This is a genomic window from Streptomyces sp. NPDC020983, assembly GCF_044333485.1.
Lineage (GTDB): Bacteria > Actinomycetota > Actinomycetes > Streptomycetales > Streptomycetaceae > Actinacidiphila.
Genome location: NZ_JBIRRA010000011.1, coordinates 69371 through 85011, shown reverse-complemented (window position 1 = coordinate 85011; position 15641 = coordinate 69371). Strand labels below are relative to the sequence as shown.

Below are 15641 nucleotides of genomic sequence, written 5' to 3'. Positions count from 1 at the left end.
CCTTCCGGGCTGCGGTGGCGGTGCGGATGGGGTTGACTGTGTGCGGTGCGGTGACGAAGCGTCATCTTCGCATCCCCTCCCACCTGAGGGTGACACAGCCACAACCGGCTGCGACCGGACGAGTGATGGGGTTGTCCGGTAGTAGTCAAGTAGGGTCGATACTGCTGCGACGTCCCCCGCACCGCAGTACCCTTCCTTGATCGTGGACGGGGTGGGAGGCGGTGAAGTGGTGACGTCCGGAGGTCTGATGCTCCCGGGAGGCGGTGAGCAGGGTGACCGGCAGGACACCACTGTGGAGGGCGGACCGGCCGCGGTCGCCCTCACCCGGCCCATGGAGATCGGCGCGGAACTCGACTGGGGCGCCGACGCCTGGGCCGAGGTCCGCACCCGCGCCCGGCGGGCCGGCCGCGCCTACGTGTGGCTGAATCTGGTCGAGCAGCGGCTGCGGGCCGTCGTCAACGCGGTGCTGAGGCCGATCTACGAGCCCGTGCACGGCGAGGAGTGGGTCGTCGCCGCGGCGGGCCCCGCCGGACACGAATGGGTGCAGCGGGCCGTCGCCGTGCACGAGGTGAGCCGCCGCAAGGGCTACCTGCTCGACCCGGCCGACGACAACGTCCTCAGCTTCCTGACCCTGCCGCAGCTGCGCGAGCTGGTCGTCCAGCACTGGCCCTGTTTCGAGCCCTACTTCGACGACCGCCGCGACCTCGAACTCGCCCTCGACGAGCTGGAGGTGGCCCGGCACGTCGTCTCCCGCAACCGCGCCCTGTCCCGCACCGTCCTGGACCAGGCCGAGCGCGCCTGCGCCCGTCTGCTGGAACTGCTGGGCGCCGGTGCGGGCCGTGCCGCCTCGCAGCGGCTTCCGGTGGACGCCGTGGAGGAGCTGGTCGCCGACCGCTTCTCGGACGTCGTCGGGGTCTACGCCGACCGGGTGCGCCTGCAGCGGCAGCTGCCCGTCGAGGACCTCTTCGCCGGGGCGCGGCGGCTGGACGCGGTGGGCATCGGGCTCAATCTGCTGGTGCAGAACTACTCCGGACGGCGGCTCATCCGGCTCGCCGAGGACGGCTGCCGGGTGCGGCTGCTCTTCCTCAACCCGGCGAGCAGCGCGGTCCGCCGCCGCGAGCGGGAACTCGGGCTCGGGCGCGGCGAGATGGCCCGCTCCGTGGAGATGAACATCATGCACATGCGCCGGGTGCGCTCCCGGCTGCGCGACCCCGGCGCCTTCGAGATCCAGGTCTTCGACGAGACCCCGCGCTTCACCGCCTACCTCGTCGACGGCGACAGCGGCGACGGCCTCGCCGTCGTGCAGTCCTACCTGCGGCGGGCGCGCGGTATGGAGGTGCCGGTCATGGTGCTGCGCGGCGGGGCGCGCCGCGTCGTCACCGACGACCGGCCCGCCGAGAGCGGCCTCTTCGACGTCTACCGCGAGGAGTTCGAGGGCATCTGGGCCGACGCCCGGCCCGTCTCCTGAACCCCCCGGTACCACGCGCGGGAGGCGCGCTCCGGCCCGGGCGGGCGGGGGAGTGTCAGTGGGGCACGCGATGATGGCAGGGCAATCGGGGGACAACGGGGCGGGAAGGGGACTTTCGCCATGGCTTGGCACGAGGATCTGCTGGTCGGCTTCGACCTGGAGACCACGGGGACGGACCCGCGGCAGGCGCGTATCGTCACCGCGGCACTCACCGAGGTGAAGGACGGCCAGCCGGTGCGGCACCGCGCCTGGCTCGCGGACCCCGGGGTGCCGATACCGGCGGAGACCACCGCCATCCACGGGGTGAGCACCGCCCGCGCCACCGCCGAGGGCCGCCCGGCACCGGAGGTGGCCGCCGAGGTGGCGGACGCCGTCCGCGGCTACTGGGCCGCGCAGGTCCCGGTGGTCGTCTACAACGCGCCCTTCGACCTCACCCTGCTGGACGCGGAGTTGCGGCGGTACGCACTGCCGCCGCTGGTCGCGCCCGGCGGGCGGCCGGGCCCGGTGGTGGATCCGCTCGTCATCGACCGCGCCCTGGACCGCTACCGCCGCGGCAAGCGGACCCTGGAGGCGGCCTGCGCCGTCTACGGGGTGACGCTGGACGACGCGCACGACGCGGGCGCCGACGCCCTCGCCGCCGTCCGTGTCGCCCGCGCCCTCGCCGTCCGCTTCCCGGAGGCCGCCGACGCGGACCTGTGGGAGCTCCAGCACGCGCAGAGCGGCTGGTACGCCACATGGGCCGAGGACTTCACGGCATGGCTGCGCCGGCGGGACGCCGCGGCCGCCGCGATCCCGGGGGAGTGGCCGCTGCACCGGGCGGCGTGAGCGGGCGCGCCGCGATCCCCGGGGGAGTGGCCGCCGCCCGCCGGGTTCCGCCCCGGCGCGCAGTCAGTCCGCGGCGGGCGTGCGGCCGTTCGCCGGGTCGCCGGCGCCGGGCTGCCCGCCGGGCTCCCGCGCCGGTGCGTCGCCGGCCGCCGCGTCGGGCTCCGGGAGCGGGCCGAGGACCAGCAGCGCCACCACGAGGCCGAGCGCGGCCACGCCCGCGGCGCCCAGGAAGGCGCTGTGGAACCCCGCGTTGACCGCGTCCTCCGGGCGGCCGCCGTGGTGGTGCGACGCCCGCGCGTTGGCGACCGCGGCCAGCACCGCCACCCCCAGGCCGGCCCCGAGCCGCTGCGCGGTGTTGACCACGCCCGACACCACGCCGGTCTCGGCGGGACGTGCCGCGCGCATCGCGGGGAGCGTGGAGCCCACGAAGCACGCGGGTAGGGCGACGGCGAAGACCAGCGCGGCGGGCAGGAAGTCCGTCACGTAGTCCGCGTGCGCCGGGAGCCGGGACAGCAGCAGCAGCGCCAGCGCCAGCAGCCCCGTACCGCCCGCGAGTACCGCCCGCGGACCGGCGGCCTTCAGGACGCGTGGCAGCACCAGCCGCGCCACCGGGATCGCCGCGAGCGCCAGCGGCAGCACCGCGAGGCCCGAGGTGACGGCCGAGTAGCCGTGCACCTGCTGGAAGTACAGCGACAGGAAGACGAAGACGGGCACGTGCGCGGCGCCGACCAGGAAGTTCGCCAGCGTCGAGCCCGCGATGTTGCGCACCCGGAAGAGCCGGAAGGGCAGTACGGGCGTCTCGGCCCGCCGCTCCACGGCCACGAAGAGCACGCCGAGCAGCACCGCGAGGCCGGCGAGCACCTGGTGCAGGGTGTCCAGCGAGCCCTCCGCGCCCTTGGTCGCCACGTACACCAGCAGCAGCAGGCTCGCGGTGCCGGTGACCATCCCCGGCAGGTCCAGCTCGCGGCGCCGTACCGCCCGCAGGTCGACGTCGTCGCGCGGCAGCAGCGGCCCGCTCGCCAGCAGGCCCAGCACCCCGATCGGCACGTTGACGAGGAAGACCCAGCGCCAGCCGAGCCCCGAGACGATCACCCCGCCGAGCGCGACCCCGGCGGCCCCGCCGACCGCGCCCATCGCGCTCCACACCCCGAAGGCCCGCCGGTAGGCCTCCGGTTCGGTGAACACCGCCGTGAGCAGGGCCAGTTCGGCGGGGATCAGGATCGCGGCGCCGACGCCCTGCACCGCGCGTGCGGCGATCAGGGCGGCGCCGCTGTGGGTCAGGCCCGCGAGCAGCGAGGCCGCGGTGAAGACCGCGAGTCCGGTGCGGAACATCAGCCGCATCCCGAGCCGGTCGGTGGTGCGGCCCGCGCCCAGCTGGAAGCCGCCGAAGGTCACCTGGTAGGCGCTGCTGACCCAGACGAGCGTGGCCACCCCCAGGGCCAGCGCCCTGCCGATGCTCGGCATCGCGAGGTTGGTGACGGACGAGTCCAGAAAGACGATCAGCTCGACGCCGGTCAGCAGTAAGAGCGTTCCCGGCCGTGCGGCGCGCTTTTCGGGCATGGCGAATCCCCTCTCCCGGTGTCCCGGTCGGCCCGGGGGTGGGCCCGCCTTAATCTTTACACCAGTGATAGGTTTGGGTCCATGGGCATGTGGCTGCCGCGCGGGGTGGGCCTGCCGGGGCGCGCGGAACCGCGCGCGGAGCGCGGGAACGGGTCGTCACCGGACGGGAGGGGCAGGTGCCGTCCGGTTCCGGCCACCGGCCGGGGGCCGGCCGAGCGCGCGGTTCCCCGCGCCCCCCGGGTGGCGGCGCGGCAGCGCGTGGCTCAGAAGGAGAACCAGCGGACGGTGGGGTCGCCGGCGCGGAGCGAGGCGACGCGGCGGCGGAATTCGGTGCCCGCGGCAGGGTTCGCGGCGGCGTGCTGGGCGACCCACGCGCACCCCGCGGTCTCCCGCGCCCCGCGGAGCGCCTCGCTGCCGTCCCATTCGGCGACGTCCCAGCCGTAGGCGTCGGTGAAGGCGGCGTACGCGGCGGGGGACACGCCGTAGCGGTCGCGGTCGAGGGTGTGGACGACGAGGTCGTGCTCGCGCAGGTCGGAGGAGAAGGTCTCCAGGTCGACCAGGACCGGGCCGTCCGGACCGATGTGGACGTTGCGCGGCAGCGCGTCGCCGTGGATCGGGCCGCGCGGCAGCATCGGCACCAGCTCGGCGATCTCGGCGGCGTGGCGGTCCCGGCGGGCGCGCAGGAAGGCGGCGTCGGCCGGGTCGATCGCGTCCCCCGCGAGCCGCAGCCAGCGTTCGACGCCGCCCAGCAGATCGCGCGGCGGGAGACCGAAGTCCGGCTCGGGCAGGGCGTGGACGCGGCGCAGCAGCGGGGCGACGTCCGCGGGCTCGGCGGGGCGCAGCGACTCCGGCAGCCGCTGCCAGTAGGTGACGGGGTGCCCCTCGACCAGCCGCACCTCGGACTCGGCCGAGCGCACCGCGGGCACGTCGTGCTTGGCCAGCCAGTCGGCAGTGCGCACCTCGCGGCGGGCGCGGTCGAGCAGGTCGGCGCCGCGGCCGACCTTGATGACCAGCCGTCCGGCGGCGAAGACGGCGTTCTCACCGAAGGAGATCAGCTCGGCTTTGGGGTGCCCCGCGGCTTCCAGTACCGCCTGCGCCCGCTCCTGCGAGAACACCGCCTCCGCCATGCCCGACCCTCCGTGCTCCGCCCCTCGGGCAGCCTCCGCCGGGCCGCCTGCCGCATATGCCACCGGCACCGCCGGTGCTGCGGTCAAGGCCAAGTCTTGCACTCCGGCGCCCGCACTTCGCGCCCCTTTGCGGCCGAACTGCTGGGAACCGTGTCCGGAGGCGACCCCCGTGCCCTCCGGGCGGCTACGCCGGCCCGGAATCCGCGGGCAGCTCCAGCGGGAGGCCGAAGAGCGGGAAGAGGCGGTCGGCGTCGTGATAGGACGTCATGGTCGTGATCCGGTCGCCCGACGTCTCGATGACCTGGAGCGCGAACGCCCGGAAACCGCCTTCCGGAGCGGGGCGGTACTGGGCGAAGCCGGGCAGGCCGCTGGCCGCGACCGGCACCATGCGCGAGCCCGCGCACCCCGCGCCGACCGTGCCCATGAACTGCCGTATGTCGTCGTGGCCCTGCACCCACATCGGGAAGGGCGGCATGTTGAGGACCGCGTCCTCGTGCAGCAGCGCCGTCAGGGCCTGCAGGTCGTAGCGCTCGAACGCGTCGACGTAGCGCTCCAGCAGGGCTTCGTGCTGCTCGTCGAGCACGGCGCCGCGGGGGTCCGCGTCGGTGGAGGCGCCCGCTCCGGCGAGGGTGGCGCGGGCGCGCTGGAGGGCGCTGTTGACCGACGCCACGGTCGTGCCGAGCAGCTCGGCGGTCTCGTCGGCCTTCCAGGCGAGCACCTCGCGCAGGATCAGCACCGCGCGCTGCCGCGGCGGCAGCAGCTGGAGCGCGGCGACGAACGCCAGCCGCACGCTCTCGCGGCTGACCACCACGTCCGCCGGGTCGCCGCCCTCGGGGAGCACGCGGCCGTCCGGCGCGGGCTCGACCCACATCCCGTCGGACGTCGGGTCGGGCAGCACCGCGTCGGCGTGCGAGGCGGGCGACAGGTCCATCGGGCGGGCGCGGCGCTTGCCCGCGTTGAGGCTGTCCAGGCACACGTTGGTCGCGATGCGGTAGAGCCAGGACCGCAGGGAGGACCGGCCCTCGAAGCGCTCGGCGCCCCGCCAGGCGCGTACCAGCGTCTCCTGCACCGCGTCCTCGGCCTCGAAGGCCGAGCCCAGCATCCGGTAGCAGTAGCCCGTCAGCTCCACACGGTGCTGTTCGAGACCGCGCTCGACCTCGGCGGCACCGGGCGCCGCCTCCGCCGTCGCCGCGGCCGCCGTCCTGCTTGCGCTGCTCTCCCGTACGGTCATGTCCCCACCGTAACCGCGACCACTGACAGCGCCCCCGTACCGGCTCGGTACGGGGGCGCGTCGGTCCTGCGGTGGGCGGTTCCGCACCGCGCGGGGCGGTGCGGAACCGCTGGTCAGCGGCTGCTCTCGGCGCCGGTCAGCTGGGGCGCCGGGCGCGGGCCGCCGGCCGGGGGCTGCGGCAGCGCGGACTCGTCGTGGGTCATGTCGGGCAGCCGGTTCATCCAGCGCGGCAGGTACCAGTTGCGGTCGCCCAGCAGGGTCATGACCGCCGGCAGCAGCACCCCGCGGATCACCGTGGCGTCGATCAGCACCGCGAAGGCCAGGCCGACACCCATCTGCTTCATGCTCTGCATGGACAGCGTCCCGAAGATCGCGAAGACGGCGACCATGATGACGGCGGCGCTGGTGACGACTCCCGCGGTGGTGGTGACGCCGTGCTCGATCGCGCCCTTGGTGGACAGGCCCCGGTTGCGGGCCTCGCGGATCCGGGAGACCACGAAGACGTGGTAGTCCATGCTCAGCCCGAAGAGGATGACGAAGAGGAAGAGCGGCAGCCAGGCCACGACCGCGCCGGTGCCGTGCGCGCCGACCAGCGAGGCGCCCCAGCCGTGCTGGAAGACCGCGGTGAGGATGCCGTACGCGGCGCCCACCGACAGCAGGTTGAGCACGATCGAGGTGACGGCGATGGTCAGGGACCGGAAGGACAGCAGCATCAGCAGGAAGGCGAAGACGGTCACGAAGGCGAAGACCGGCGGCACACTGCTGGTGATCTTGTGGGTGAAGTCCATCGAGCCGGCCGTGTCACCGGTGATGGGCGCCCGGAGGCCGGGGACCTTGCCCAGGGTGTCGGGCCGCACGTGGTCGCGCAGCGTCCTCACGTTCGCCTCGGCCTGGGCGCGGTCGGCGCCGCCGGCCAGCGGCACGTCGATCTGCGCCACGTTCTGCGCGGCGTGCACGGTGACGGTGACCGGACCCTTGCTGGCACCGGAGGACACGGCCTCGGCGCGGAAGTCGGCGATGGCCTTGCGCACCGCCGGCGCGTCGATGTCGGCGGCCTTGACGACGACCTGGGCGGGTGCGGGGCCGCCGGGGAAGGCCGCCTCGATGTGCTCGTAGGTCTGGATGATCGGCAGCCCGTCGCCCAGTTCCTGCTGCATCGACAGGTTCGCGGTCTTCATGCCGAAGGCGGGCAGCGCGACGATCAGCAGCGCGCCGCCGGCCACGAGGGTGGCCGCCTTGGGGTGCCGCAGCACCGGCCGCAGCACGGTCCGCCACACCCGGCTGGTGCGGGGCGCCGCCGGGCGCCCGGCGGCCTGCCTGCGGCCGCGGTTCAGGAACGGGATGCGGCCCTTCTCGACCCGGTGGCCGAGCAGCGACAGCAGCGCGGGCAGCACGGTGACGGAGCCGGCCATCGCGAGGGCGACCACGATCATGGTGGCGACGCCCATCGCCTCGAAGTCGCCGATGCCGGTGAAGAGCATGCCCGCCATGGCCACGATCACCGTGACGCCGGAGATCAGCACCGCCCGGCCGGACGTCGCCGCGGCGATCTTCAGCGCCGTCTCCGCGTCGTGCCCGGCGGCCCGCTCCTCGCGCTCACGGCGCAGGTAGAACAGGCAGTAGTCGACGCCGACCGCGAGGCCCACCAGCAGCATCACCGAGTTGGCGGTGTCGCTCATCGGCACCCAGTGGCTGACCAGCGCCACCACGCCGCCGGCCGCGACGAAGGCCGTCATCGCCAGCAGCACCGGCAGCAGCGCGGCCACGAGCGCGCCGAAGGCGATCAGCAGGATGCCCAGTGCGAGCGGCACCGCCGAGTACTCGGCCGTCTTGAAATCGGTGCCGAAGGCGTCGTCCAGCACCTTGTTCGCGCTGGCGTCGCCGAATTCCTCGATGCGCAGGCCGGAGTGCCGCGCCTGCACCTTCTTCACCGCGTCCATGACCGGCTCGACGCGGTCGCCCGCCGTCTCCTCGTCACCGAGCATGTCGAACCGCACGAGCGCCGAGCGCCCGTCCGCGGAGACCGATGCGGTGTCGTACGGCGAGGTGACCGCGGTCACCTCGCCGGTGCCCCTGACGGCGGTGACGACGTCGCCGACCGCGGCCCGGAAGGCCGGGTCGGTGGCCTTGAGGGTGCCGCCCCTGGCCTGGACGAGCACCATCTCGCCGGCCGGCGTCTTCAGGCCCGCGTCGTCGTTGATCGTGGCGGCCTGGTTGACCTCTCCGGCCATCGACCGGTCCTGGTCCACGTCGACGCGGCCCGCGGCCTGCCCCGCGAAGACCGCGAGGACGACCAGGAGCAGCCAGGCGCCCACCGCCGCCCAGCGGTGCCGGGCGCTCCAGGCGCCCATGGCCGCCGCTATTCCCATCCTGCTGCCGTGTGCGCGTCCGCGACTCACGGGGTCCCCCTTGTCAGGTGTCCGGTTCGTAGGTCCGGGTCGGGTGGCGGCGGGTGCCGCTCCGTCCACGCATGACGCTACGGGCCCGGCGGGGGCCCACCCATCCGGCTGACCGGTGACTTCGGGGAGGGCGTTCTCCCCCTTGGGGGTGGGGCTAGCCCCACCCCCACCCGGTACGTGGCCCTTACAACGAGAGGGGATGTGCGGCCCTCAGGCCGACAGGAGCCGCCCCGCGGCGGCCGGCTGCCGCGCCTGGTCGTAGCGGCGCAGCAGCAGCGCGACGAGCTCGGGCGCGTCGCCCAGCACCGGCGCGAGCACCTCGGCGCCCGCCTCCCGCGCCCCGCGGGCGATGCGGTCCGGCAGGAAGCCCGGCGCGATGACGTACGGCGCCACCGCGACCTGCCGCACCCCCGGCAGGGCCCGCAGTTCCCGCACCGCGTCGTCGGTGGCCCTCGGGCGCCGCAGGCCGGCGGAGGCGAACGCGGGCCGCACGGCGCACCATCCGGTGTGCCGCCACTCCCGCGCGACGGCTGCGATCACCGCGCCCGCCTCCGGATCGGTGGAGCCCGCCGACGCCAGCACCACGCCGGTCGACGGGCGGTCGGCGGGCCGCAGGCCCGCCTCGGAAAGCCGCCGCTCCAGGGCGGCGGTCAGCAGCGCGGACGGCCCGAGGACGTCCGCGGTGCGCAGCCGCAGCTGCGGCAGCGCGGCGGTGGAGTCGCGCAGTACGGCGGGAATGTCGGTCTTGGCGTGGAAGGCCCGGGTCAGCAGCAGCGGCAGCGCCACCGCGTCCCGTACGCCGTCCGCCGCGAGCCTGCTGACGGCCTGCGGAACGGACGGGGCGTTGAAGTCCAGGAAGGCGGTGTCCACCCGCAGCCCCGGCCTGGCCGCCGCGACCCGCCGCGTCAGGGCGTGCACGGTCGCGGCGTGCCGCGGATCGCGCGAACCGTGGGCGATGACGAGCAGCGGCGGACGGCCCGGGCCGGGGCGCACGGTCACTGGCTCCGTGCGGTCAGCCCGCGCGAGCGCAGCACCCAGCGCTCCAGGGGGCTGAAGACGATCAGGTCGATGGCGATGCCGACGACCAGGATCATCAGGATGCCGAGGAAGACGCCCGCCATGTCGGAGGCCTCCCGCATGTTCTCCAGGTAGCGGCCGAGCCCGACCCCGAGGTCCGGCGAGGACGCGATCAGCTCGGCGGCCATCAGCGACCGCCAGGAGAAGGCCCAGCCCTGCTTGAGCCCGGCCACGTAGCCCGGCAGCGCGGCGGGCAGCAGGATGTACCACGCCCCGCGCAGCCCGGTCGCGCCGATGGTGCGGCCGGCCCGCAGGTACAGCGGCGGCACCTGGTCGATGCCGGCCACCAGGCCGTTGGCGATGGACGGCACCGCGCCGAGCAGGATCACCGCGTACATCGTGGAGTTGTTCAGGCCCAGCCAGATCACCGCGGCCGGCACCCACGCCACCGACGGCAGCGACTGGAGCCCGGACAGGATCGGCCCGATCGCGGCCCGCACGAACGGCACCCGCGCCACCACCAGGCCGAGCGGGGTGCCGATGACCAGCGCGGCGGCGAAGCCGAGCAGGCCGTGCGACACGCTGGTCCAGATGATCTGGAAGAGGTCGCCCGCCAGCCACCGCTGCTTCAGCTCGTCGCCCACCGCGGACGGGCTGGGCAGCTTCGTCCGGTCGGCGACGTGCCCCCACACGGCCAGCTGCCACACCACGAGCACCAGCGCCACCGCCAGGACCGGCGGCAGCACCTTCTTGACCAGTACCTCGCGCAGTGACACGCGTTCGACGACGACCGCGTCGAGCGCGTCGAGACCGGCTTCCAGGCCGGACAGGTCGCTGTCGCGGGACCGCTTCGCGACGGGCTCACGCGGCGCCTTGTCCAGCGGGCCCGCGGCGTCCTGCGGCCCCGGACCGGGCGTCGGCTCTGTCTCAGTGCTGGCCATGGCGGCGGATCTCCCCACGCAGTTCCTCGGTGATCTCGACGGACAGGTCCGCCACGGCCGCGTCCTCGATCCGCCGCGGCTGCGGGATGCCGATCCGCCACTCGCGGTTGATCCGGCCCGGCCGGGAGGACAGCAGCACGACCCGCTCGGCCAGCCGCACCGCCTCCCGCACGTTGTGCGTCACGAACAGCACCGACAGGCCGTTCTCGGACCAGATCCGGGTCAGCTCGTCGTGCAGCACGTCCCGCGTGATGGCGTCCAGCGCCGCGAAGGGCTCGTCCATCAGCAGCAGCCGGCTGTCCTGGGCGAGCGCCCGGGCCAGTGCGACGCGCTGCCGCATGCCGCCGGACAGCTCGTGCACCCGCTTGCCGTACGCGCCGCCCAGCCGTACCAGCGACAGCAGCCGCTCGGCCTCGCCGCGCCGCTCCTCGCGCGGCAGGCCGCGCAGCCGCAGCGCCAGCTCGATGTTCTTGCCCGCCGTCAGCCACGGGAAGAGCGCGTGCTCCTGGAACATCAGGGCCGGCCGGCCGCCGGGAGTCGTGATGCTCCCGGCGGACGGCTTGTCGAGTCCGGCGACCAGGTTCAGCAGCGTCGACTTGCCGCAGCCCGAGGCGCCCAGGAGGCAGACGAACTCGCCGGGGGCGACATCGAGCGTGATGTCGTCCAGCACGAGCTGCCGGCCGCCGGGCCCGCCGAAGGCCTTCGACACGTGGTCGAGCCGGGCCGCGTGCGCGGCGCTCTCCACGGCCTGCTCCCCGGCACTGGTCAGAGTGTCGGCCATGTCACCTCCTGGGATTCTCGGTTCGGTTGTCACGCGGACCCGTGGCCCGTCACTCGCTGCCGAGGCCGGCCGCGCTCACCGCGGGCTGTCCTGCGGCCTTGAGCACCTTGTTGAGCAGCGTCAGGTCGTAGATGCCCTTCAGCTCCGGCTTGTCCAGCAGGCCCGCGGCGACCGCGTGGTCGGCCTCGGCCTTGGCGGTCGCGGCCAGCGGGTCGTCCGTCACCTGGATCGACGCCCAGGCCGGGTCGAGGATGTTCGCCGGCAGCGCCTTCTGCGTCAGCTTCTCCAGCTCGGCGTTGGCGTCCGCCTTGGCCTTGTCCGCATTGGCCTTGATCCACGCGTTGGTCTTCACCGAGCCGCGCAGCACCGCCTCCACCACGTCCGGGTGCGCGGTCAGGAACTTCTGGGACACGATCACGTTGGTGATCACGAACGCCTTGTCCGGCCAGAGCGTGCTCTCGTCGAGCAGCACCTTGGCGCCCTCGTTGACGAGCTTCGACGCGGTGGGCTCCGGCACCCACGCACCGTCGATGGAGCCGTTCCGGTACGCGTCCGGGGTGATCTTGTTGTCGGTGCGCACCACCGACACGTCACCCTTGCCGGACTGCGCGTCGACCTTCCAGCCCTGCGTGGATATCCAGTTCAGCAGCGCCACGTCCTGGGTGTTGCCGAGCTGGGGGGTGGCGATCCTCTTGCCCTTGACGTCGGCCAGGGTCTTGATCTTCTTGGGGTTGACCACCAGCTTGACGCCGCCGGACGCCGAACCCGCGACGATCTTCAGGTTCTTGCCGCCGGACTTGGTGTAGCCGTTGATCGACGGGGAGGGGCCGATCCAGCCGATGTCGATCGAGCCGGCGTTGAGCGCCTCGATCTCGGCCGGGCCCGCGTTGAAGGTGGCTTCCTTGATCTTGGTGCCGCCCAGCTCCTGCTGGAAGAAGCCCTCCTTGAGCCCGACCAGCGCGGTGGCGTGCGTCAGGTTCGGGAAGTAGCCGATCTTCACCTGGTCGGCGGAGAGCTTGGCCGCGGTGGTGCTGCCGGACGCCGCGGCGGCCGGCGAGGAGTTGTCGTCGTCCGACGCGTTGTCGGAGCCGTAGCCGCACGCGGCAAGCGAGCCGAGGAACAGCGGGAGGGCGGCGGCCACGGCGATGAGTCTGTGGCGGCGGGCGGTGGGGCGGGACGCGGGTCGGAGGTGCGCAGACACGGGTGTGTCCTCTCGTCTGGCCCGGCGTGTCGCGCGCTAGGGCGCGGCCGGAGGCTCGTCAGGTCTTCGAAAGCGGTGCATCGGGGCGCGCGGAGCGCGCACGGGGCGTGCGCCGGCGGCCACGGGCATGCCGTGGACCGCCGTCGTGCGGATCAGCCCGCACATCGCGCGACCCCGCCCGTACCCGAGCCGAGCGAGCCGCTGCCGACGCGCCCGCCCTCCTTCGCGAATCCCGAGAAGGCTTCCTGAGCCATGATCAGAAGTCCCAGCCCTCGTCCCCGGCCGCCGCGCCCGCGGCCGCCGGGGGCTCCGCGAACGCCTCGCCCGCCATGCCGGCGGTCAGCGTCGTCCCGTCCGCGGGGTCGATCAGCAGGAAGGCGCCGGTGAGCCGGGCCTCCGCGTAGGCGTCGACGGGCAGCGGCTCGGCGGTGCGCAGCCGCACCGCGCCGATGTCGTTGACCTCGAGCGCCGCCGGGTCGTTGTCGTGGGCGAGCCCGTGCGACAGGTCGATCCGGTAGGGGATGGCCTTGACGATCGCCTTGACCGTCCGCGTGCCGTGCTTGAGCAGCACCCGCTCGCCGATCCGCAGCGGGCGCTCGTGCAGGTGGCACACCGTCGCCCGGACGTCCTGGGTGACCTCGGGCGCGGACGCGGTCGGGGCGATCATGTCGCCGCGCGAGACGTCGAGGTCGTCGGCGAGCCGCACCGTCACCGACTGCGGTGCCCACGCGGTGTCCACGCCCACGCCGAGCGCGTCGATACCGGAGATCGTCGTCGTACGCCCCGAGGGCAGCACGGTCACCGGCTCGCCGACGCGCAGCATGCCGGAGGCGATCTGGCCCGCGTAGCCGCGGTAGTCCGGGTGCTCGGCGGACTGCGGCCGGATCACGTACTGCACCGGGAAGCGCGCCGGGCAGGCCGTCAGGTCGTGGCTGACCGGAACGGTCTCCAGGTGCTCCAGCACCGTCGGGCCGCCGTACCAGTCCATGTTCGCCGACGGCTCCACGACGTTGTCGCCCGCCAGCGCGGAGATCGGGATCGCGGTGATCTCCGGCACCCCGAGCGAGGCGGCGTAGGAGGTGAACTCCTCGGCGATGGCGGCGAAGACCGGCTCGGCGAAGTCGACCAGGTCCATCTTGTTGACCGCGAGCACCACGTGCGGCACCCGCAGCAGCGCGGCCACGGCGGCGTGCCGGCGGGTCTGCTCCACCACACCGTTGCGCGCGTCGACGAGCACCACCGCGAGTTCCGCGGTCGAGGCGCCGGTGACCATGTTGCGGGTGTACTGCACGTGGCCCGGAGTGTCGGCCAGGATGAAGCGGCGGCGCGCGGTGGCGAAGTAGCGGTAGGCCACGTCGATGGTGATGCCCTGCTCCCGCTCGGCCCGCAGGCCGTCGGTGAGCAGCGCCAGGTCCGGGGCCTCCTGGCCGCGGCCCTGCGAGGCCCGCTCGACGGCTTCGAGCTGGTCGCTGAGCACCGACTTGGAGTCGTGCAACAGCCGGCCGACCAGGGTGGACTTGCCGTCGTCGACGGACCCGGCGGTGGCGAACCGCAGCAGCGTGGTCGCCGACAGCTGCTCGGCCGTCAGCGGACTGGTGGAGACGCTCATGTCTAGAAGTACCCCTCGCGCTTGCGGTCCTCCATCGCCGCCTCCGACATCTTGTCGTCGGCGCGGGTGGCACCCCGTTCGGTCAGCCGGGAGGCGGCGATCTCGGTGATCACCGCGTCCAGCGTGGTCGCGGCCGAGTCGACCGCGCCCGTGCAGGACATGTCGCCGACCGTGCGGTAGCGGACCGTCCTGGTCTCGACCGGCTCGGTCGCCTTCGGGCCGCCCCACTCGCCGGCGGTCAGCCACATCCCGTTGCGGCGGAAGACCTCGCGCTCGTGCGCGAAGTAGATCGCGGGCAGCTCGATCTTCTCCCGCGCGATGTACTGCCACACGTCCAGCTCGGTCCAGTTGGACAGCGGGAAGACGCGCACGTGCTCGCCCGGCGCGTGCCGGCCGTTGTAGAGCTGCCACAGCTCGGGGCGCTGGCGGCGCGGGTCCCACTGGGAGAACTCGTCGCGCAGCGAGAACACCCGCTCCTTGGCGCGGGCCTTCTCCTCGTCGCGCCGCCCGCCGCCGAAGACCGCGTCGAAGCGGTGCCCGGCGATGGCCTCGGTCAGTGGCACGGTCTGGAGCGGGTTGCGCAGCCCGTCGGGGCGCTCACGCAGCCGCCCGTCGTCGATGTAGTCCTGCACCTTGGCGACGTACAGCCGCAGGGAGTGCTCGGCGACCGTGCGGTCGCGCAGCTCCAGCACCTCCGGGAAGTTGTGCCCGGTGTCGACGTGCAGCAGCGAGAACGGCACCGGCGCGGGGGTGAACGCCTTGAGCGCCAGGTGCAGCATGACGATCGAGTCCTTGCCGCCGGAGAAGAGGATCACCGGCCGCTCGAACTCGCCCGCGACCTCGCGGATGATGTGGACGGCCTCGGACTCCAGCGCGTCCAGGTGCGTCAGCGCGTACGGGCTGTCGCGCTGCTCGGCGTGCGTCGTGGTCGTGCTCATGTCGTCAGGCCCCTCTCGGCGAGCAGCGCGTGCACCGCTGCGGCGGACTCCTCGACGGTGCTGTCCTGCGTCTCGATCCGGAGGTCGGGGGCCTCCGGCACTTCGTAGGGGTCGTCCACCCCGGTCAGCCCGGTCAGCTCGCCCGCGGCCTGCCGGGCGTAGAGGCCCTTCACGTCGCGGACCGAGCACACGTCGACCGGAGTGGCCACGTGCACCTCCACGAAGCCGGTGCCCCGCGCCTGGTGGCGCTTGCGCACGGCCTCGCGGCTGTCGGCGTACGGCGCGATGACCGGCACCAGCACCAGCACCCCGTGGGAGGCGAGCAGTTCGGCGACGAAGCCGATCCGCTGCACGTTGGTGTGCCGGTCCTCGCGGCCGAACCCCAGGCCCGCGGACAGGAACTCGCGGATCTCGTCGCCGTCCAGCACCTCGACGCGGCGGCCGTCCGCGCGCAGCCGCCCGGCGAGCGCGCGGGCGATCGTGGTCTTGCCGGCGCTCGGCAGGCCGGTGAGCCAGACGGTGGCACCCGTCGTCATCGAAGCCT

Annotated in this window: 13 protein-coding genes; 2 read left to right on the top strand and 11 right to left on the bottom strand. The window is 73.8% G+C overall.

Translation table 11 applies throughout. The features are described 5' to 3' along the window. Positions 1-229 precede the first annotated feature (229 nt). Both ACH4SE_RS24590 and ACH4SE_RS24585 read left to right on the top strand, forming a co-directional pair. Positions 230-1468, top strand: a complete 1239-nt coding sequence (locus ACH4SE_RS24590) for an SAV2148 family HEPN domain-containing protein (protein WP_398545618.1) — start codon at positions 230-232, stop codon at positions 1466-1468. 120 nt (positions 1469-1588) lie between these two features. Next, positions 1589-2293 (top strand): exonuclease domain-containing protein, encoded by a 705-nt coding sequence (locus ACH4SE_RS24585; RefSeq protein WP_398545617.1) that lies wholly within the window; start codon positions 1589-1591, stop codon positions 2291-2293. Between the two features lie 63 nt (positions 2294-2356). On the opposite strand, the gene ACH4SE_RS24580 is transcribed toward ACH4SE_RS24585, so the two are convergent. The 11 genes from ACH4SE_RS24580 to cysC form a co-directional block, all read right to left on the bottom strand. Next, a complete protein-coding gene (locus tag ACH4SE_RS24580; protein WP_398545616.1) occupies positions 2357-3853 on the bottom strand; it encodes an MFS transporter in 1497 nt (498 codons plus the stop codon). 263 nt (positions 3854-4116) lie between these two features. Continuing rightward, a complete protein-coding gene (locus tag ACH4SE_RS24575; protein WP_398545615.1) occupies positions 4117-4980 on the bottom strand; it encodes an aminoglycoside phosphotransferase family protein in 864 nt (287 codons plus the stop codon). Between the two features lie 184 nt (positions 4981-5164). Continuing rightward, positions 5165-6211, bottom strand: a complete 1047-nt coding sequence (locus tag ACH4SE_RS24570) for a sigma-70 family RNA polymerase sigma factor (RefSeq protein WP_398545614.1) — start codon at positions 6209-6211, stop codon at positions 5165-5167. Between the two features lie 113 nt (positions 6212-6324). Continuing rightward, a complete protein-coding gene (locus ACH4SE_RS24565; protein ID WP_398545783.1) occupies positions 6325-8580 on the bottom strand; it encodes an MMPL family transporter in 2256 nt (751 codons plus the stop codon). 240 nt (positions 8581-8820) lie between these two features. After that, positions 8821-9609: a sirohydrochlorin chelatase gene (locus tag ACH4SE_RS24560; RefSeq protein ID WP_398545613.1), complete on the bottom strand. Its 789-nt coding sequence runs from the start codon at positions 9607-9609 to the stop codon at positions 8821-8823. Next, complete coding sequence (locus ACH4SE_RS24555; protein ID WP_398545612.1) at positions 9606-10568, bottom strand: ABC transporter permease; 963 nt, start codon at positions 10566-10568, stop codon at positions 9606-9608. The genes ACH4SE_RS24560 and ACH4SE_RS24555 overlap by 4 nt, the downstream gene beginning before the upstream one ends. Continuing rightward, positions 10555-11349 (bottom strand): ABC transporter ATP-binding protein, encoded by a 795-nt coding sequence (locus ACH4SE_RS24550; protein ID WP_398545611.1) that lies wholly within the window; start codon positions 11347-11349, stop codon positions 10555-10557. The genes ACH4SE_RS24555 and ACH4SE_RS24550 overlap by 14 nt, the downstream gene beginning before the upstream one ends. A gap of 49 nt (positions 11350-11398) precedes the next feature. After that, positions 11399-12550 carry an aliphatic sulfonate ABC transporter substrate-binding protein gene (locus tag ACH4SE_RS24545; RefSeq protein ID WP_398545610.1) on the bottom strand — a complete coding sequence of 384 codons (1152 nt, stop codon included), beginning with the start codon at positions 12548-12550 and terminating at the stop codon, positions 11399-11401. Between the two features lie 256 nt (positions 12551-12806). Then, positions 12807-14159: a sulfate adenylyltransferase subunit 1 gene (locus ACH4SE_RS24540; protein ID WP_398545609.1), complete on the bottom strand. Its 1353-nt coding sequence runs from the start codon at positions 14157-14159 to the stop codon at positions 12807-12809. Between the two features lie 2 nt (positions 14160-14161). After that, entirely contained in the window at positions 14162-15097 is a 936-nt protein-coding gene (cysD, locus tag ACH4SE_RS24535) for a sulfate adenylyltransferase subunit CysD (protein WP_398545608.1), read from the bottom strand. Continuing rightward, the gene (cysC, locus tag ACH4SE_RS24530; RefSeq protein WP_398545607.1) at positions 15094-15633 is read right to left on the bottom strand and encodes an adenylyl-sulfate kinase; all 540 of its coding nucleotides are present in this window, start codon (positions 15631-15633) and stop codon (positions 15094-15096) included. The genes cysD and cysC overlap by 4 nt, the downstream gene beginning before the upstream one ends. Between the last annotated feature and the right edge of the window lie 8 nt (positions 15634-15641).